The organism is Escherichia sp. 94.0001 (assembly GCF_013369155.2).
In the GTDB taxonomy this organism is placed as follows: Bacteria; Pseudomonadota; Gammaproteobacteria; order Enterobacterales; family Enterobacteriaceae; genus Escherichia; species Escherichia coli_F.
This window is the reverse complement of the sequence record NZ_JABWMS020000034.1, coordinates 27,586-47,952: the sequence shown is the minus strand read 5'-3', so window position 1 is coordinate 47,952 and position 20,367 is coordinate 27,586. Positions and strand designations below refer to the sequence as shown.

The 20,367-nt window shown below is 48.6% G+C and carries 14 protein-coding genes; 3 read left to right on the top strand and 11 right to left on the bottom strand.

The features are described from left to right. On the top strand, positions 1-791 hold a 791-nt coding region (locus HEN33_RS15745), incomplete at its 5' end, for an ISAs1-like element ISEc1 family transposase (RefSeq protein WP_183083443.1). 193 nt (positions 792-984) lie between these two features. Here the strand turns inward: HEN33_RS15745 and HEN33_RS15740 are convergent. Further along, positions 985-1,554, bottom strand: a complete 570-nt coding sequence (locus HEN33_RS15740; RefSeq protein WP_176262968.1) for a flavin reductase — start codon at positions 1,552-1,554, stop codon at positions 985-987. 174 nt (positions 1,555-1,728) lie between these two features. Here HEN33_RS15740 and nhoA point away from each other — a divergent pair, with 174 nt between their 5' ends. Next, entirely contained in the window at positions 1,729-2,574 is an 846-nt protein-coding gene (gene nhoA, locus HEN33_RS15735; protein WP_105279200.1) for an N-hydroxyarylamine O-acetyltransferase, read from the top strand. Positions 2,575-2,669: 95 nt separating this feature from the next. On the opposite strand, the gene HEN33_RS15730 is transcribed toward nhoA, so the two are convergent. The 10 genes from HEN33_RS15730 to yddG all read right to left on the bottom strand — a co-directional run bounded on the left by HEN33_RS15730 (position 2,670) and on the right by yddG (position 17,080). After that, complete coding sequence (locus HEN33_RS15730) at positions 2,670-3,563, bottom strand: PhzF family isomerase (RefSeq protein ID WP_176262969.1); 894 nt, start codon at positions 3,561-3,563, stop codon at positions 2,670-2,672. 79 nt (positions 3,564-3,642) lie between these two features. After that, the gene (narI, locus tag HEN33_RS15725) at positions 3,643-4,323 is read right to left on the bottom strand and encodes a respiratory nitrate reductase subunit gamma (protein ID WP_000617123.1); all 681 of its coding nucleotides are present in this window, start codon (positions 4,321-4,323) and stop codon (positions 3,643-3,645) included. Then, positions 4,320-5,015, bottom strand: coding sequence for a nitrate reductase molybdenum cofactor assembly chaperone (narW, locus tag HEN33_RS15720; RefSeq protein ID WP_176262970.1), 696 nt, complete (start codon positions 5,013-5,015; stop codon positions 4,320-4,322). Before narW ends, narI begins: the two co-directional genes overlap by 4 nt. Further along, a complete protein-coding gene (narH, locus tag HEN33_RS15715) occupies positions 5,015-6,559 on the bottom strand; it encodes a nitrate reductase subunit beta (RefSeq protein ID WP_000702545.1) in 1,545 nt (514 codons plus the stop codon). Before narH ends, narW begins: the two co-directional genes overlap by 1 nt. Beyond that, positions 6,556-10,296 (bottom strand): nitrate reductase Z subunit alpha, encoded by a 3,741-nt coding sequence (gene narZ / locus HEN33_RS15710; protein WP_176262971.1) that lies wholly within the window; start codon positions 10,294-10,296, stop codon positions 6,556-6,558. The genes narH and narZ overlap by 4 nt, the downstream gene beginning before the upstream one ends. Positions 10,297-10,390: 94 nt before the next feature. Beyond that, a complete protein-coding gene (narU, locus tag HEN33_RS15705; RefSeq protein WP_105277757.1) occupies positions 10,391-11,779 on the bottom strand; it encodes a nitrate/nitrite transporter NarU in 1,389 nt (462 codons plus the stop codon). A 324-nt stretch (positions 11,780-12,103) separates the two neighbouring features. After that, positions 12,104-13,354 (bottom strand): leucine-rich repeat domain-containing protein, encoded by a 1,251-nt coding sequence (locus tag HEN33_RS15700; RefSeq protein WP_032184217.1) that lies wholly within the window; start codon positions 13,352-13,354, stop codon positions 12,104-12,106. A gap of 61 nt (positions 13,355-13,415) precedes the next feature. Beyond that, entirely contained in the window at positions 13,416-14,669 is a 1,254-nt protein-coding gene (locus HEN33_RS15695; protein ID WP_183083442.1) for a leucine-rich repeat domain-containing protein, read from the bottom strand. Between the two features lie 169 nt (positions 14,670-14,838). Then, positions 14,839-15,939, bottom strand: coding sequence for a porin OmpC (gene ompC / locus HEN33_RS15690; RefSeq protein ID WP_176262806.1), 1,101 nt, complete (start codon positions 15,937-15,939; stop codon positions 14,839-14,841). Positions 15,940-16,198: 259 nt separating this feature from the next. Then, positions 16,199-17,080, bottom strand: a complete 882-nt coding sequence (gene yddG / locus HEN33_RS15685; RefSeq protein ID WP_072000955.1) for an aromatic amino acid efflux DMT transporter YddG — start codon at positions 17,078-17,080, stop codon at positions 16,199-16,201. Between the two features lie 231 nt (positions 17,081-17,311). Between yddG and fdnG the strand changes: the two genes are divergently transcribed. Continuing rightward, the gene (fdnG, locus tag HEN33_RS15680) at positions 17,312-20,359 is read left to right on the top strand and encodes a formate dehydrogenase-N subunit alpha (protein WP_103253616.1); all 3,048 of its coding nucleotides are present in this window, start codon (positions 17,312-17,314) and stop codon (positions 20,357-20,359) included. The last annotated feature ends 8 nt before the right edge of the window (positions 20,360-20,367 follow it).

Genomic DNA, 20,367 nt, shown 5'->3' with positions numbered 1-20,367 from the left:
CTTATGACAAGAGTCGCCGCAGGGGAGCGATTCATGTCATTAGTGCGTTCTCAACAATGCACAGTCTGGTCATCGGACAGATCAAGACGGATGAGAAATCCAATGAGATTACAGCTATCCCAGAACTTCTTAACATGCTGGATATTAAAGGAAAAATCATCACAACTGATGCGATGGGTTGCCAGAAAGATATTGCAGAGAAGATACAAAAACAGGGAGGTGATTATTTATTCGCTGTAAAAGGAAACCAGGGGCGGCTAAATAAAGCCTTCGAGGAAAAATTTCCACTGAAAGAATTAAATAATCCAGAGCATGACAGTTACGCAATTAGTGAAAAGAGTCACGGCAGAGAAGAAATCCGTCTTCACATTGTTTGCGATGTCCCTGATGAACTTATTGATTTCACGTTTGAATGGAAAGGTCTGAAGAAATTATGCGTGGCAGTCTCCTTTCGGTCAATAATAGCAGAACAAAAGAAAGAGCCAGAAATGACGGTCAGATATTATATCAGTTCTGCTGATTTAACCGCAGGGAAGTTCGCCACAGCAATCCGAAACCACTGGCACGTGGAGAATAAGCTGCACTGGCGTCTGGACGTGGTAATGAATGAAGACGACTGCAAAATAAGAAGAGGAAATGCAGCAGAATTATTTTCAGGGATACGGCACATCGCTATTAATATTTTGACGAATGATAAGGTATTCAAGGCAGGGTTAAGACGTAAGATGCGAAAAGCAGCCATGGACAGAAAGTATCTGGCGTCAGTCCTTGCGGGGAGCGGGCTTTCGTAATCTTTCCCTGGATTTTAGTGCCACCCGCGCATTTTATACAAAACATGGTTTTATCAATGAGGCGAAAATACGCAATTACTATGATGTTGGTGAGGATAAATTAATCTTCACTAAAAATAGTAATCGTGAATAAAATATGGTTTAGCTCATATGGAAACATTGCTGAAAAAAACCGGTCGCTGCATATGATTCTTTAACCCGCCGTAACTCGCTTCCCGCTGGTAACAAACGTGCCAGCACCTAAATGATGCAACGTATTGAGCTTATCATCATCAAACTGCCAGCGGCCTTCGACAAATACCCGTGCGTCTGCCGCTGCTGATACTAACTCGCCAAACAGTGTGTCGTATTTTTCTTGCGCAGAAGTCGCAGGTAGCAGGCGACACTCCATCCACGCCAGACATTTTTCCTCGACCAGCGGCAAACCAAGCACCGGACCTTTCACAACCGGAATACCATAGCAGTTAAACTTATCTTCATCACGCCCCGACACACTTCCCACCGCCCACGTCCAGTTAGTTGCTGCAACACCCGGGATAACGATGCCAAACTTACCATTACGTTCAATCAACTCCCTGGTCCATGTCGATTTATCTACCACAATTGCCACGCGTGGCGGTTCAAACTCCACCGGCATTGACCAAGCTGCTGCCATAATGTTACGCCGCTGGGATTGCTCATCGAAACTGGTGATCAAGACAGTTGGGCCATGATTTAACAGACGGCTGGCATGGTGTAATTCGACGGGGATGAATCGGCTCACGGTATCGCCTCGCTAAGAAGGTTGTTTTAAAAGCGTAGCTCGTAACGCAATAAGTAACGAAATTAACGGGATTGGCGATTTGCGAACGAGATGCATGTCCGCGATCGCACAAAATAGCCGGTGCGGCGTCTATTCCAGGTTATAAATTGAGAAAACCACAAACGGAAACGCCTGATGACGCCCATTCTGAATCACTATTTTACCCGCATTAACTGGTCGGGAGCGGCTGCGGTCAATATCGAAACGCTGCGCGCATTACACCTGAAACACAATTGCACCATTCCATTTGAAAATCTCGATGTTTTGCTGCCGAGAGAAATGCAGCTTGATGATCAATCGCTGGAAGAGAAATTGGTGCTCGCCCGGCGTGGTGGTTACTGCTTTGAGCAGAATGGCGTGTTTGAGCGGGTGTTACGCGAGCTGGGTTTTCAGGTACGCAGTCTGTTAGGGCGCGTAGTGTTATCTAATCCGCCAGCATTACCGCCGCGTACCCATCGTTTGTTGTTGGTGGAGCTGGAAGGCGAACACTGGATTGCCGATGTCGGTTTCGGTGGGCAGACTTTGACTGCGCCGATTCGTTTAGTGGCGGATATCGCGCAAACAACGCCACATGGCGAATATCGGCTGTTACAGGAAGGGAACGACTGGATTTTGCAGTTTAATCATCATCAGCACTGGCAGTCGATGTACCGTTTTGATCTCTGTGAACAACAACAAAGTGATTATGTGATGGGGAATTTCTGGTCGGCGCACTGGCCGCAATCGCATTTTCGCCATCATTTGCTGATGTGCCGCCATTTGCCGGACGGTGGCAAACTGACACTGACCAATTTTCATTTCACCCATTATGAAAATGGACATGCAGTGGAGCAGCGAAATCTACCGGATGTGGCGTCGTTATATGCCGTGATGCAGGAGCAGTTTGGTCTGGGCGTAGATGACGCAAAGCATGGCTTTACTGTGGATGAACTGGCGTTGGTGATGGCGGCGTTTGATACGCATCCGGAGGCGGGGAAATAGTTTGTGCCAGGGGCCGGATGCGGCGTAAACGCCTACAACCGGCCCACATTAGCCCGGTTGTAGGCCTGATAAGCGAAGCGCATCAGGCAACGGTATCAAAAATCAATGGCCCATTCAGCATGGAAAAGAATCACCGCCGTGCCGGAAATGGTGACTTTCTCCGGTTGGTTATCTCGAATTGTCACCGTCACATCAATCACGCCGTCACGCCCCAGTGCGCGCCCCTGATGGCCTTTAACACGCAACACGCTGCCATCGTGGGGTAGTAAGTTGTGATGTACCAACCATGCGCCCATCGGGCCATTGGCATTCCCGGTCACCGGATCTTCCACAATACCTATCGCTGGTGAGAACATACGACCATCGGTTTCATTTTTGCCTGGGCGGATCTGGAACGGGAAGAAACCATTGCAGCCAATCTGCTTGCTGATTGCGGTCAGCGCAGCAAGGTCAGGCGAAAGGGCGTCGATATCCACTTCAGATTTCAGTGGAATCATTACTTTTGAGTGTCCTGTGGTAGCCACCTGGATTGGCAAGCCAGGCAAAATATCGTCTTCAGTGAGATGAAGTGCGTTGATAATCGCCGCTCGTGTTTCACCTTCTAACGGTGGCTCAAAGCCCGGCGTACCTTGCTCCAGCGAAATACGATAATCATCGTTTTGCTTTTCGATAGTCACGCGATGTTTTCCTGCCAGCGAGGTTTGCCAGACCGTGCAATTTCCCAAATCTAATACCTTTGAACGTACATAGTGCGCTGCCACCGTCGCGTGACCACAAATCGGAACTTCAACCGTTGGCGTAAAGTAGCGAACGTGTACATCGCTGTCGTCACTGCGCAGCAGAAAAGCAGTTTCGGAATGACCTAATTCGCGGGCGATAAGCTGCATTTGCGCTTCGCTAAGATTATCGGCGGGAAAAACAACACCGGCAGAATTGCCGCGAAACGGTTGTGAGGTAAAAGCATCGACGTGATAAACCTGCGGTTTCATTAACGTTCTCCTGTGGCTGGAGAACTATCATAGCCTGCAAGTGGCCGGAGAGCGAAGGGCTATCCGGCCAGGGTGAAAATTATCGCCGCGAGCGCACAATCTGATACCGACGAGTAAAGTACTCAAACGGCGCGCTCCACACATGCACCAGTCGGGTGAACGGGAAGAGCAGGAAGATGGTCATTCCCAATACCAGATGCAGGCGGAAAACGAACGCTACGCCGTTAAGCATTTCTGACGATCCACCACGGAAAGTGACAATGCTTTGCGCCCAACCCACCAGCTTCATCATTTCGCTACCATCAGGATACTGTGCTGAAAACGGTATGGTACTTAGCCCCAGCAGACACTGGATCAGTAAAATGCTCATGATGATAATATCCGGCGTAGTGGAAGTGGCACGCACGCGCTGATTTGTCAGCCTGCGCCACAGCAGTCCTGCACCGCCAATCAACGTCAACACGCCGCAAATACCGCCGAGCACCATCGCCATCTGCTGTTTTACCGCCACCGGCAGAAACCACGCGTACATCCAGTGCGGCGTTAACATGCCGAACAGGTGCCCGAAGAAGATCCCCAAAATGCCGATATGGAACAGATTCGACCATATCACCATCCCGCGTTTATCGAGCATCTGGCTCGAGGAGGCGCGCCAGGTATACTGCCCGTAGTCATAGCGCAGCCAGCTGCCGAGGAAAAACACCGTCGCACAAATGTACGGGTAGATATCGTAAAAAAAGACGTTCAGATACTGAATCATTTCCCACCTCCCGCACTGATGTCGACGTACTGCGGCGCGACATCTTGGCTAAAGCGTCGCTGATATTGATTAAGCGGCGAGCTGTCACACGCCGTGGCGTTATCTTCAATAAACTTCACCTGTTCTTCTTCCCACACCGCATCCAGCGCCTGGCGGGTGTCGTCACGCTCTTCACTACGAATTTGTTTTGTGACACTGTCACTTAACAGGGGACTTCCTGCCAGTTGCAAAAGGGCGTCAAATAACGCGTACCACGGTGTCTCGCGTTGTTTTAAGCGTCCGCCAAGCAGGGCGAGGATCGGCGCAACGTTGAGTAATCCTTCTTTTGCCTGATCGTCCGGCAGCACACTTAAGTACTCCAGGTACAGCGGCAGATAATCGGGCAGTTCCCGACAATCCAGTTGCAGACCGACCTTTTCATACTCCGCCAGCAGGTCCACCATTGCCTGGCCGCGATCGCGGGATTCGGCATGAACATGTTCGAACAGCAGCAGCGACGTGGTGCGCCCGCGGTCGAACACTTCACACCATTCGGCCTGTTTATCCAGCAGCGGCGCGTTGAGCAGGTCGAGTGCAAAATCGGTGAGCATCGACGCGTCGCGGCGGATTAATGCCAGCGCGTCGTCCTTACACTCCCACAACAGCTCGTCCGGGTACTCCATCAACAGGCCGATCACTTTGAGGATCTGCATTATTCTCCCTCCGCTTTATCGCGCACTTCGGTAATGTTGATGGCATCGATACGGCTACTGTTGAACAGGTTGAATTTGCTGTCTGAGCCGTGGCAACCGTCGCCAAAGCTGAAGCCGCAGCCGTTGCGTTCTGCGAAGGCATCGCCCGCCATTTCCCGATGACTGGTTGGAATGACAAAACGATCTTCATAGTTGGCGATGGCAAGGTAGCGATACATCTCTTCGACCTGGGCGACGCTCAGGCCTACTTCGTCAATGGCGCGGGTATCAGTCACGCCCTCCACCGTTTGTGAACGCATATAGTGGCGCATCGCCATCATCCGTTTTAGTGCCCGCAGCACCGGACCGGTATCGCCCGCACTCAACATATTGGCGAGATATTGCACCGGTATACGTAGGCTTTCGATAGCGGGAAGCACACCTTCGCTTTTTGGCAGGCCGCCCGCATCGGCGTAAGACTGAATTGGTGACAGCGGCGGTACGTACCAGACCATCGGCAGGGTGCGATATTCAGGGTGCAGCGGTAGCGCCAGTTTCCAGTCCATCGCCATTTTGTAGACTGGCGAACGCTGGGCAGCTTCAATCACATTTTGTGGAATACCTTGTTTCAGGGCTTCTTCGATCACTGAGGGATCGTGCGGATCGAGGAACACTTCGCACTGACGTTCGTAGAGATCAACCTCGCGTTCGGTGCTCGCCGCTTCCTCGATGCGGTCGGCGTCGTAAAGCAGCACGCCAAGATAGCGAATACGACCCACGCAGGTTTCTGAGCAAACGGTCGGTTGACCGGACTCAATTCGCGGATAACAGAAGATGCATTTTTCTGACTTACCGCTTTTCCAGTTGAAGTAGATTTTCTTGTACGGACAACCGCTAATGCACAAACGCCAGCCACGGCATTTGTCCTGGTCGATGAGCACAATACCGTCTTCTTCGCGTTTGTAGATCGCGCCGCTGGGGCAGGTCGCCACACAGCTGGGGTTGAGGCAGTGTTCGCACAGGCGCGGCAGGTACATCATGAACGTGTTTTCAAACTGACCGTACATCTCCTTTTGCATGGCGTCAAAGTTGCGGTCGCGAGCGCGTTTTTCGAACTCACCGCCCAGCAGTTCTTCCCAGTTTGGCCCCCAGATCACTTTGTCCATCCGTTTGCCGTCAATCAGCGAACGCGGGCGGGCAGTAGGAATGTGTTTACCTTCTGGCGCGCTATGTAAATGTTCGTAGTCGAAGGTGAAAGGTTCGTAGTAATCATCAATCTGCGGCACCACCGGGTTGGCGAAGATTTTGGTTATTACGCCCATTTTGCTGCCCAGACGCGGGCGTATCTTGCCATTCACATCACGCACCCAGCCGCCTTGCCACTCTTCCTGATCTTCCCAGTTTTTCGGATAACCAATGCCCGGTTTGGTTTCGACGTTGTTAAACCATGCGTACTCCATGCCTTCGCGTCCGGTCCAGACGTTTTTACAGGTCACCGAACAGGTATGGCAGCCGATACATTTATCGAGGTTAAGCACCATGCCGACTTGCGAACGTATTTTCATTTTTTCGCCTCCTGTACCTGATCGCGACCTTCATCATCGAGCCAGTTAACGTTTTTCATCTTGCGGATCATGATGAATTCGTCGCGGTTCGAGCCGACGGTGCCGTAGTAGTTAAAGCCCCAGGCCAGCTGCGCGTAACCGCCAATCATATGCGTTGGTTTCGGACAAACGCGGGTGACCGAGTTATGAATGCCGCCGCGCATGCCGGTTACTTCCGAACCAGGAATATTCATAATGCGTTCCTGAGCGTGATACATCATGGTCATACCCGGCGGTACACGTTGGCTGACTACCGCGCGGGCAGTCAGCGCGCCGTTGGCGTTAAACACTTCCACCCAGTCGTTATCGACAATGGTCAATTCACGGGCATCGGTTTCGCTGATCCAGACAATCGGTCCACCGCGAGAGAGCGTCAGCATTAGCAGGTTTTCACTGTAGGTTGAGTGAATGCCCCATTTCTGATGCGGCGTCAGGAAGTTAAGTGCTCTTTCCGGGAAGCCGTTTGGTGGTATCTGGCGCATTTCACTGACGCTAAGGGTGTCGATAGGCGGGCGATAAGCCACCAGACTTTCACCAAAGGCACGCATCCACGGATGATCCTGATAAAGCTGCTGGCGTCCCGACAGCGTGCGCCACGGAATTAACTCATGAACGTTGGTGTATCCCGCGTTATAGGAGACGTGATCGCTTTCCAGACCAGACCATGTGGGGCTGGAGATAATTTTACGTGGCTGCGCCTGAATATCGCGAAAGCGGATCTTCTCGTCCTCTTTGTGCAGCGCCAGATGGGTATGTTCGCGTCCGGTGATTTCGCCCAGCGCTTGCCACGCTTTGACCGCCACATGCCCGTTGGTTTCCGGTGCCAGCGCCAGTATCACTTCTGATGCATCAATGGCGGTGTCAATCAGCGGTCGCCCCTGTGCCGGGCCATCACGCTTGGTGTAATTGAGTTTGCCGAGGAAATCGATTTCATCCTGGGTATTCCACGAAATCCCTTTACCGCCGTTGCCAAGTTTGTCCATCAATGGCCCGAGCGAGGTAAAGCGATCATAGGTAGCAGGGTAGTCGCGTTCCACCGCTACAATATTGGGCGCGGTTTTACCCGGGATCAGATCGCATTCGCCTTTGCGCCAGTCGAGCACTTCACACGGCTGGGAGAGTTCTGCCGGAGAGTCATGCAGTAGGGGTTGTAATACCACGTCGGTTTCTTTGCCAAGATGCCCTACGCACACTTGCGAAAATGCTTTGGCAATACCTTTGTAGATTTCCCAGTCGCTGCGTGATTCCCACGCCGGATCGACCGCCGCAGAAAGCGGATGAATAAACGGATGCATATCCGAGGTGTTCATATCGTCTTTTTCGTACCAGGTGGCGGTGGGCAGAACGATATCGGAGAACAGGCAGGTGCTGGACATGCGGAAGTCGAGCGTCACCAGCAGGTCGAGCTTGCCTTCAATCGCCGCAGTTTGCCACTCGACATCTTCCGGTTTGATCCCGTCGCTGGCACCGAGTTCTTCACCCTGAATCCCACTTTCGGTTCCCAGCAGATACTTCTGCATATATTCGTGGCCTTTGCCGGAGGAGCCAAGCAGGTTAGAACGCCAGACAAACAAATTACGCGGATGATTGCTGCCGCTATCTGGTTGTTCGCAGGCCATGCGTAAATCGCCCGATTTCAGCGCCTGGGCGGTAAATTCTGTGGGGGATAATCCGGCCTTGTCGGCTTCGGCTTTCAACGTGAGCGGGTTACGCCCCAGCTGCGGCGCAGAAGGTAGCCAGCCCATACGTTCAGCGCGAACGTTGAAATCAATCAGATGACCGCTGTACTTACTGGCATCGGCGAGCGGTGAAAGTAACTCCTGAGCAGAGACTTTTTCATAGCGCCATTGGCTGGAATGATTGTAGAAAAACGAGGTGCTGTTCATCTGGCGCGGTGGTCGGTTCCAGTCGAGCGCAAAGGCCAGCGGCAACCAGCCGGTTTGCGGGCGCAGTTTTTCCTGACCGACATAGTGTGCCCAGCCGCCACCGCTTTGCCCGACACAACCGCAGAAGATCAGCATGTTGATCATCCCACGGTAGTTCATGTCCATGTGATACCAATGGTTGACGCCAGCACCGAGGATAATCATCGATCGCCCATGCGTTTTATGGGCGGTATCGGCAAATTCGCGGGCGATGGTTTCAATATACTGGCGCGGTACGCCGGTAATTTGCTCGCCCCAGGCTGGGGTGTAAGGTTTGATTTCAGCGTAATCTTTCGCGCTGTTTTCATCTTCCAGCCCGCGATCGAGGCCGTAATTTGCCAGTACCAGATCATAAACGCTAACCACCGGACAAGTGCTTCCATCGGCGAGCGTCAGATTTTTCACCGGAAGCTGGCGCACCAGTATGGGATCATGTTTTACGCTGCGAAAGTGTGGATTTTCAATGCCGCCAAAGTAGGGGAAGGCCACGCCTGCAACAGTGTCGTGTTGACCGAGCAAGGTTAACGCTAACTCAGTTTCTGTTCCGGCGGCGATAGATTCCAGGTTCCATTTGCCTTTTTCGCCCCAACGAAAACCAATCGAACCGTTCGGCACCACCAGTTCACCTGCTGTATTAACTGCTACGGTTTTCCATTGCGGATTGTTGCTTTCGCCCAGTCCATCTACTAGGTCAGACGCGCGGATCATGCGCCCGGGAACGTAGCTACCATCGTCGCGAGGTTCCAGCATTACCAGCATCGGCATGTCGCTGTAGCGGCGGCAGTAGTTGATAAAATAGTCGCTGGGATTATCGAGATGAAACTCTTTTAAAATCACATGGCCCATTGCCATCGCCAGGGCGCTATCAGTGCCTTGTTTCGGTGCCAGCCACTGGTCGCACAATTTGGCCACTTCAGAGTAGTCAGGGGTAATGGCGATGGTTTTAGTGCCTTTGTAGCGTACTTCGGTAAAGAAGTGGGCGTCCGGCGTACGTGTCTGCGGTACGTTAGACCCCCAGGCGATGATATAGCTGGAGTTATACCAGTCGGCAGATTCTGGCACGTCGGTTTGCTCGCCCCAGGTCATCGGCGAGGCAGGCGGCAGGTCGCAATACCAGTCATAGAAACTTAAACAGGTGCCACCTAACAGCGACAGATAACGTGTTCCGGCGGCGTAAGAAACCATCGACATCGCCGGAATCGGCGAGAAACCGGCAACGCGATCAGGACCGTAAGTTTTGATAGTCCAGACGTTAGCGGCGGCAATCAACTGGTTTAGCTCCTGCCAGTTGGAGCGGATAAAGCCGCCACGCCCACGCACTTGTTTGTAGCTCAGGCACTTTTGCGGATCGTTCATAATCGATGCCCACGCCAGTACCGGATCGCTGTGTTGTTTGAGGGCTTCGCGCCACAGTTCAATCAGTCGTTTACGAATGAGCGGGTATTTCAGGCGGTTAGCGCTGTAAAGATACCAGGAGTAACTTGCGCCACGCGGGCAGCCGCGAGGTTCATGATTGGGCAGGTCAGGGCGAGTGCGCGGGTAGTCGGTCTGTTGGATTTCCCAGGTCACCAGACCATTTTTAACGTAGATTTTCCAGCTACAGGAGCCTGTACAGTTAACACCGTGGGTGGAACGCACGATTTTGTCGAACTGCCAACGCTGGCGATAGCTGTCCTCCCAGTCGCGGTTGCTATGCATCACCTGTCCGTGACCATCGGCAAAGGTTTCGCCCTTTTGTTTGAAGTAGCGAAAGCGATCCAAAAGTTTACTCATGACATAACTCCTGCTCCAGGAATGAATTGGGATCTGATGCCTTGTCGGATGCGACACGGTTGTAGCCTGATAAGACGTGTCAGGCATCGATTTCTTATTTTTGGCTGAACTTCCGCCGACCATAAACCAGCCAGGTCAGCAGCACACAAACGATGTAGAAGATTAAAAACACTTTCATCGCGCCTACCGGCGAGCCGGTCATATTGAGCGACATGCCAAACGCCTGCGGAATGAAAAAGCCGCCCACTGCGCCAATGGCTGAGATAAAGCCCAGAGCCGCCGCCGTTTCGGTGACGGCTTCTCTCTGAGCTTGCTCATCACTACCGCCTTTCATCTTCACCCGATAAATGGTTATCTGGCGAAAGATGACGGCGATCATCTGGAAAGTAGAACCACTTCCCAGACCTGCGGTCAGAAACAACCCCATAAATACGGCGTAAAATGCGATGAAATTACCGGAGCCTGTGCCCGGTAAGGTAAGGAACAGCAGGGCGCTGAAAATCGCCATAAAAATGAAGTTGATCAACGTCACCCGCACGCCGCCGAATTTATCGGAAATAGCACCACCAACCGACCGCGCGATGGCACCAATAAATGGGCCAAAGAACGCCAGGCGCAGAATATTCACATCAGGGAACTGAGTTTTCGCCAGCATGGCAAAACCCGCAGAAAAACCGATAAACGAACCGAAGGTGGCGAGATAGAGAAGACTGAGCAGCCAGAGATGCAGACGTTGTAATACAGGCAATTGATCGGCGATTGACGCGCGTGAACTGGCGATATCATTCATCCCTAACCAGGCGGCAATAGTGGCAATCGCCAGTAATGGCACCCAAATCCATGCGGCATTCGCCAGCGACATCACCGAACCGTCGGCCTGCGGTACGCCATTGACGCCGAGAAAGGCAAATACGGGTACAAAAATGACCAGCGGTGCAACCAGCTGCATCACACTTACACCTAAGTTTCCTAATCCGCCATTAATCCCAAGTGCGCTCCCTTGTTTGGCTTTTGGGAAGAAGAAACTGATATTGCCCATGCTTGAAGCAAAGTTCGCACCTGCAAAACCGCATAGCAAAGCGATAACGATAAATATCCCAAAAGGAGTATTCGGATTCTGCACGGCAATTCCGAGCCAGACGCAAGGAATAATCAGGATTGCAGTACTAAAAACCGTCCATCGGCGTCCACCAAATATAGGCACCATAAAGGAGTAGGGGACACGCAATAATGCGCCAGAAACGGAGGGTAATGCGGTTAATAAAAAGAGTTGATCGGTAGTGAAATTAAAACCGATTTTATTGAGATTAACAGTAACTGCGCTAAATAGCATCCAGACACAGAAGGCAAGAAGTAGGCAACTTACTGATATCCAGAGGTTTCTTCGTGCAATATGCTTTCCTTTATTTTCCCAGAAGGCCGGGTTTTCTGGTTTCCAGTCGCGCAAAAGATAACGACTATTTTTCTCATTTTGCAGTGCCATATTGTTCCTCACATGTACACATTGGTAATGAAAAAAAGACAAAACAGGAGGTAAGGCGCAATAGCCAGTTATTAGAATTAAGGATGAATTAGGTGAAGTGCTGATTGAAAGAATAGATAAGAAAGCGTAACCGCGGGGGCAGAATGGGGATTAAGCAGACAGATATGTGTTACTAAATGTAACTAACAGGCTAACCTTCAAACGGGGGTTAATCTTTGAACGTATGCCATGTTTCAACCCTTCAGATCGTGAATCTAAAGGGTTGCATATTAACTATATTCTTAATAAGACCAGACACTTATAGAATTAGTGATGATTTATTCACTAAAAAGGCCATGAGCTGGAGGAAAACGATCTGTCCAGAAAGTCTATCGGTTCCTCTCTTATCGCCTCATTGTAATAATCGTTATTACAGTAAGTATTGTTTATTTCATCTAAGGTCATATTTTTAATTTTTATATTCATCTGATTTACAACTTCTTCTGTTTTATAAGTGTGTATATTATATGGGGTGTATGCTTCTTTAAAAGTATAGTGAAACAATTCGTTATCCACATCTACTCCGTCAGAGTGAACTTCAAATGCACCAGGCGAAAGAATTGCCAGGCCAGTATTAAGCTTAAGTGCTGGGGAAAACAAATTAAATAACATGAGCTGCATAGTAGGGCAATTGTTCTTCCCAGAAACATTTAAAAAATTTAAGTTTTTGCTCTGTTTTATTATGGGGAATAAAGTTCCAATATCGGATGTATTCTTAGTGTCAATGCGGGTTATTTTATTATTGTCCAGCCTTAAGCTTTTGATAGATGAAAGATAAGTCAGGAAATGAAGGTTTATTTTTTTCAACTGATTGTTCGCAGCGTTTAATGTCTGTACATTGCAGAAGTTGCTAAAGAATATTTTAATTTCAGAAAGCAAGTTGTTGTTGATAAGTAACGTATTCAAGTTGGGAAATAAGGCATTATGTAAACTTGTTAGTTTATTATGGGATAGGTCCAGAAGTAAGAGTTCATCTTTATTTCCTGCAGCAATATCAGTTAATTGATTGTGGCTGAGATTCAGGTACTGCAGCCTTTCGCAACATTCTAATTGCACAAACTCTAGTTGATTATGTGCCGCACTAAAATAAGTAACTGATGAAAGCCCATCTATATCAATATTTCTGAGAGCATTATTATTCACAGATATATGTTTAATGCTTACATTTCTGCCTTGAGGAAAATTTATAGACTCAAGAGCATTACTATTCAGACTAAGGTTGATGAGTTTATCGTAGTTGGTTGCATCAAAATGTTTGAGTTGGTTCTCATCAAGATTGATAGAGGTGAAGTTTTGCAGCCCTGGTGGTTGAGTAGTTAAATTAAGTCCAGATAAATCAATGTCATTCTGCTTCGACAAAAAAGCACGGTTTATCCTTTCTGCCGCTTCTTTTCGGCATTCTTGACGATGAAGTTCACCTGTGACTATGCATTTTTCTTTCCATTTATTCAATTCATGCATCCAGCTATATAAATTCTGTTCGGGGAGTCGCTGTAGGGACTGCTTTGTTTTAAAAAAGATTAAAGGAAACTTCATAACTACTCCATGGCAATAATATATTTTTTGATTTATTATCCTTGATTAATCAGGATGTTTTTTATAACTCTGTGGTAAAGGATTGGCTTAACCAATTATGAAATGTTGGTCCATAACCTAAGGAAGTTTTATTCTCATCATAAATGTAATAACAGATAGGGGTGCCTGTTGCGTCCTTGAGTTCTGAGGATGAGGATGAGGATAGGGGAGTGTCGTTATCAAACCGACACGCGCGATACATAGGCAGAATAGCTTTTAATTCTTCTTCAGAAAGTGTCGTTTCTTGTTCTGTTAAAGTTAAATTGCTGAAATAAGGTTTTGAACGGTAACGAATCGACATTGAATCATTGTTTTCTTTATTATCACCTTCAGTATTTTTGCTTACTTCTACAAGATGCTTATTACTGGTATCGATATTTTTAATTGCTAGATCATAAGATATCTTAATGGTCACTTCATTAATATGATCAACTAAATCCATTATTGCATTCCAGTACTGCATTTGTGCAATAGGATCATTGTTAATACCGTTAACTGATAAATACCAAAGATGTTTTGATGATATTAACTCATTAATGTTATCTGTTGGCAATAAATTGTTGTTACTTAAGTCTAAATATTCAAGTATCGCAGTGCTTTTAGCGTTTAAATTTGCAATATGGTTGTCGTTTAAAGCGATTTTTTTCACCATGGGGTGATAGTGTAATTTAAGATCATTGATCATATTGTGACAAGCACTTAACTCAATCAGAGATTCTTGTTGAGAAACATCCAGCGATGTTAGCTGGTTATTATCAAGGTTAAGAAATTTCAGTTTATAACTGTCAGAAATATTAATTTCTTTTAGATTATTATTTTGCGCTTCCAGATTAACCAATGAATGCTGATTTTTTAAATCTAAACTTTCCAGCTTGTTGCAATCGATATAAATATTTTCCAGTTTTGATTCATTTGGAAAGGTTATCGTTTCAATATTATTCAAGGTGAGGTTGATATTGATAAGACTAGCATTGTCGGTAAAGTCAAGGAAAGTTAGACAATTCCCCTCCAAATTCAATGTTTTAACTGTAGGGGGGATAGGCGGTAACTCACTCAAATCAAGATATGACAAATTAAGAGATTCCATGTTTGAGTTGTAAGCTTCATTAATTCGCTCTAGAATAGTTCTTTTTTCTACGCCATTATTAAGCGATTTCTCACCCCATTGTGCCAGTTGTTCAAAAAAATTGCTGGCGATGGTTTCTCTGTTAGGTAATGCGTTATTCACTTGATAACTGGCATTATTTTTTACACAAGCTGTATTAATATTGGTCATAATCACTCATCAATAAATATTATACTAAGATGTCCCCGGAGGGTATGGAAGAATATTAATTGAGGTGAATGACCAGAAATATCAAAAATTGCTCATTTTTACTTAAGGAGTCATACAGCAGCACTTAAATCAAAAACCAGCCCAGAGAAGGGCTGGTCAGGAGAGGATGTTAGAACTGATAGGTAATGCCCGTTGCGACGATGTTATCGGTGCGAATATCTACGGCACGGGTAAAGTCGCTTTCATCGATCAGGTTGATTTTATAATCAACATAGGTCGACATATTTTTGTTGAAGAAATACGTTGCACCAACGTCGATATACTCAATCATGTTCTGATCGCCGTAACGCCCCAGATCTCTGCCTTTTGATTTCAGGTAAGCGAGTGATGGGCGCAAGCCGAAGTCGAATTGATATTGGGCCACCACTTCGAAACTTTGTGCTTTGTTAGAGATATAACCATCACCATAGGTGGTCATGTTTAATGTTTCAGCGTAATTAGCTGCAAAGTAAATGTTGTTGGCATCATATTTTATACCTGTTGCCCACAGTTCTGCATTCTTACCGGAGGCATTGAGAGGATTAGCCGCTGCTCTTTCCTGCGCATTTGTCCGATCAGATTTGGTATACACAGCACCGATCCCAAAGCCATCATAAACATAAGTTGAGGAGATACCGAAACCGTCACCATTGGCACGCGTATAGTCAGCACCATAAAGATGAGCGTTGTCAGTGCGTTCATTTTTGCCTTGATATTGTGCGGCAAAGTTCAGCCCTTCAATTAAGCCAAAGAAATCGTAGTTGCGATAGGTTGCCACACCAGTGGTACGATATGTCATGAAGACATCTTTCTGGCTCCAGGTATCGCCACCAAATTCTGGCAACAAATCGGTCCATGAACCAATGTCATAACCGACACCGTAGTTACGACCATAGTCCAGAGAGCCAAATTCACTAATTTTTAAACCTGCATAGGCAAGGCGGGTTTTGTTGCCGCGCGAGCCGTTGGCTTCATCGTTATAGCCTTTAAAATCATATTCCCAGTGACCAAAACCAATCATTTGATCATTGATTTGCGTTTCTCCTTTAAAACCGAGACGGGCATAAGTTTTATCACCATCGTCACGCTTATCATCAGTAAAATAACGTAGAGCGGTAACCTTGCCATAAAGGTCGAGTTTATTACCATCCTTGTTATATACTTCGGCAGCATGTGCTACGTTCGCAGCTAACAAACCAGTTACAACCACCGCAACTATTTTTAATTTCATTTAACAGTATCCTTTTAATTATCGTTAAACCTATTTTCTAAACGAATTTTAAACGGCGTCATTTACAAATGACATACTGTTTTTAAAATAGAATGGTGATTAAAAACAATGAGAATAATAGATGAAATAATATTATTTATCGATATGTGATCGAAGTCGAAATGAGATATAAGGTGAATTACTGGTATTTGAAGTTTATTTTTTATTATTGTCGTAATTTAGCGGGTTAACTGCCGGGTGCTATGACCCGGCAATAATTTTATCCACGACGTGTCGCCAGCCAGCAGAGCAGGGAACCGCCGCAGACCATCAGTGCGCCTTGCCAGAATGAGAACGATAGCGGAGCACTAAGCAGTACCGCAGCAAGCGCCGACGAAAGTACGGGCGTAAAATACGAACCTACTGCCATAATGGTGACGTTGCCATGTAAAATGCCAACGTTCCACGCAGCGTAAGCAAATCCTAAGGTAAATGCCGCAGAGATGAGTTTAATCATGACGGGTGTGCTAAATACCATTTCTGGTTGTGGCGTGAGAAAATAGTAAACCCACAAACTTGCTCCTGTCAGCAGTACAAAAACGGTTATTCCATTAAATCCGCGTGCGTATTTATTCGTTACTGTACAATAAGCTGCCCAGATAAAAGCGCCAATGAACGCCAGGAAATAACTTAATGGACTGGTGGTAATATTATTGATGATTTCATCATAGTGTAACCCATTGTCACCGCCTAACACCCAACAGACACCGACCAGGGCTAATAATAATCCAGGTACAATCAGCCAGTTGGTTTTCTGACCATTAAACAGAATGGCAAAGAGAATTGTCAGACTGGGCCATAGATAGTTCACCATACCTACTTCAATCGCCTGATGACGGCTCGCCGCATACCCTAAGGAAAGCGCCAGACAGATTTCATAGCTGACGAATAACAGACTCCCGGCGAGCAAATACCCTTTCGGGATCTGCCGAATTCGCGGAAATCCAACCGTGAAGATTAACAGCAGCCCGCTTAATGAATAGATAGCAGCTGCGCCGCCGACCGGGCCGAGCCCCTCACTGACACCGCGAATCAATCCTACCATTGTGCTCCACAGGACGATCGCTATTAGCCCTATGAGCGTTGCTTTTTGTCGTGTCATGCTCGCTGTTTTGTCTCTCTTGCCGTTAAAAATTAAGCTGAATTTTATAGCATTTTTTTAACTGGCCTGTCAGGCAGTGGTGCGTTTTTCTACCGCTATTGAGGTAGGTCAATTTGCGCAGGCGGATTATTTTGTGGCAAACAGCTGTTCTTTTTGATTTCGCGCAAAAAGATTCAGAATTTTACTGTTAGTTTCCTCGCGCAGTAATACCCCTGAAAAAAGAGGAAAGCAATGGACGTCAGTCGCAGACAATTTTTTAAAATCTGCGCGGGCGGTATGGCTGGAACAACAGTCGCGGCATTGGGTTTTGCCCCGAAGCAAGCACTGGCTCAGGCGCGAAACTACAAATTATTACGCGCGAAAGAGATCCGTAACACTTGTACATACTGTTCCGTAGGTTGCGGGCTATTGATGTATAGCCTGGGTGATGGCGCGAAAAACGCCAGAGAAGCGATTTATCACATTGAAGGTGACCCGGATCATCCGGTAAGCCGTGGTGCGCTGTGCCCGAAAGGGGCCGGATTGCTGGATTACGTCAACAGCGAAAACCGTCTGCGCTACCCGGAATATCGTGCGCCAGGTTCTGACAAATGGCAGCGCATTAGCTGGGAAGAAGCATTCTCCCGCATTGCGAAGCTGATGAAAGCAGACCGTGACGCTAACTTTATTGAAAAGAATGAGCAGGGCGTAACGGTAAACCGTTGGCTTTCTACCGGTATGCTGTGTGCCTCCGGTGCCAGCAACGAAACCGGGATGCTGACTCAAAAATTTGCCCGCTCCCTCGGGATGCTGGCGGTAGACAACCAGGCGCGCGTCTGACACGGACCAACGGTAGCAAGTCTTGCTCCAACATTTGGTCGCGGTGCGATGACCAACCACTGGGTGGATATCAAAAACGCTAACGTCGTAATGGTGATGGGCGGTAACGCTGCTGAAGCGCATCCCGTCGGTTTTCGCTGGGCGATGGAAGCGAAAAACAACAACGATGCAACCTTGATCGTTGTCGATCCCCGTTTTACGCGTACCGCTTCTGTGGCGGATATCTACGCACCTATTCGTTCCGGTACGGACATTACGTTCCTGTCTGGCGTTTTGCGCTACCTGATCGAAAACAACAAGATCAACGCCGAATACGTTAAGCATTACACCAACGCCAGCCTGCTGGTGCGTGATGATTTTGCGTTCGAAGACGGTCTGTTCAGCGGTTACGACGCTGAAAAACGTCAGTACGATAAGTCGTCCTGGAACTATCAGTTCGATGAAAACGGCTATGCGAAACGCGATGAAACACTGACTCATCCGCGCTGTGTGTGGAACTTGCTGAAAGCGCACGTTTCCCGTTACACGCCGGACGTAGTAGAAAACATCTGCGGTACGCCAAAAGCTGACTTCCTGAAAGTGTGTGAAGTGCTGGCCTCCACCAGCGCGCCGGATCGCACAACCACCTTCCTGTACGCACTGGGCTGGACCCAACACACCGTGGGTGCGCAGAACATCCGTACTATGGCGATGATCCAGTTGCTGCTCGGTAACATGGGTATGGCCGGTGGCGGCGTGAACGCATTGCGTGGTCACTCCAACATTCAGGGCCTGACTGACTTAGGTCTGCTCTCTACCAGCCTGCCGGGTTATCTGACGCTGCCGTCAGAAAAACAGGTTGATTTGCAGTCGTATCTGGAAGCGAACACGCCGAAAGCGACGCTGGCTGATCAGGTGAACTACTGGAGCAACTATCCGAAGTTCTTCGTTAGCCTGATGAAATCTTTCTACGGCGATGCTGCGCAGAAAGAGAACAACTGGGGCTATGACTGGCTGCCGAAGTGGGACCAGACCTACGACGTCATCAAGTATTTCAACATGATGGACGAAGGCAAAGTCACTGGTTATTTCTGCCAGGGCTTTAACCCGGTTGCGTCCTTCCCGGACAAAAACAAAGTGGTGAGCTGCCTGAGCAAGCTGAAGTACATGGTGGTTATCGATCCGCTGGTGACTGAAACCTCTACTTTCTGGCAGAACCACGGCGAGTCGAACGATGTCGATCCGGCGTCTATTCAGACAGAGGTATTCCGTCTGCCTTCGACCTGCTTTGCTGAAGAAGATGGTTCTATCGCTAACTCCGGTCGCTGGTTGCAGTGGCACTGGAAAGGTCAGGACGCGCCAGGCGAAGCACGTAACGACGGCGAAATTTTGGCGGGTATCTACCATCATCTTCGCGAGTTGTACAAAGCCGAAGGTGGTAAAGGCGTAGAACCGCTGATGAAGATGAGCTGGAACTACAAGCAGCCGCACGAGCCGCAGTCAGACGAAGTGGCAAAAGAGAACAACGGCTATGCGCTGGAAGATCTCTATGACGCTAATGGCGTGCTGATTGCGAAGAAAGGTCAGTTACTGAGTAGCTTTGCGCATCTGCGTGATGACGGTACAACCGCATCTTCTTGCTGGATCTACACCGGTAGCTGGACAGAGCAGGGCAACCAGATGGCCAACCGCGATAACTCCGACCCGTCCGGTCTGGGGAATACGCTGGGATGGGCCTGGGCGTGGCCGCTCAACCGTCGCGTGCTGTACAACCGTGCTTCGGCGGATATCAACGGTAAACCTTGGGATCCGAAACGGATGCTGATCCAGTGGAACGGCAGCAAGTGGACGGGTAACGATATTCCGGACTTCGGCAATGCCGCACCGGGTACACCAACCGGGCCGTTTATCATGCAGCCGGAAGGGATGGGACGCCTGTTTGCCATCAACAAAATGGCGGAAGGTCCGTTCCCGGAACACTACGAACCAATTGAAACGCCGCTGGGCACTAACCCGCTGCATCCGAACGTGGTGTCTAACCCGGTTGTTCGTCTGTATGAACAAGACGCGCTGCGGATGGGTAAAAAAGAGCAGTTCCCGTATGTGGGTACGACCTATCGTCTGACCGAGCACTTCCACACCTGGACCAAGCACGCGTTGCTCAACGCAATTGCTCAGCCGGAACAGTTTGTGGAAATCAGCGAAACGCTGGCGGCGGCGAAAGGCATTGCCAATGGCGATCGTGTCACTGTCTCCAGCAAGCGTGGCTTTATCCGCGCGGTGGCTGTGGTAACGCGCCGTCTGAAACCGCTGAATGTAAACGGTCAGCAGGTTGAAACGGTGGGTATTCCAATCCACTGGGGCTTTGAGGGTGTCGCGCGCAAAGGTTATATCGCTAACACTCTGACGCCGAATGTCGGTGATGCAAACTCGCAAACGCCGGAATATAAAGCGTTCTTAGTCAACATCGAGAAGGCGTAAGGGGGCGA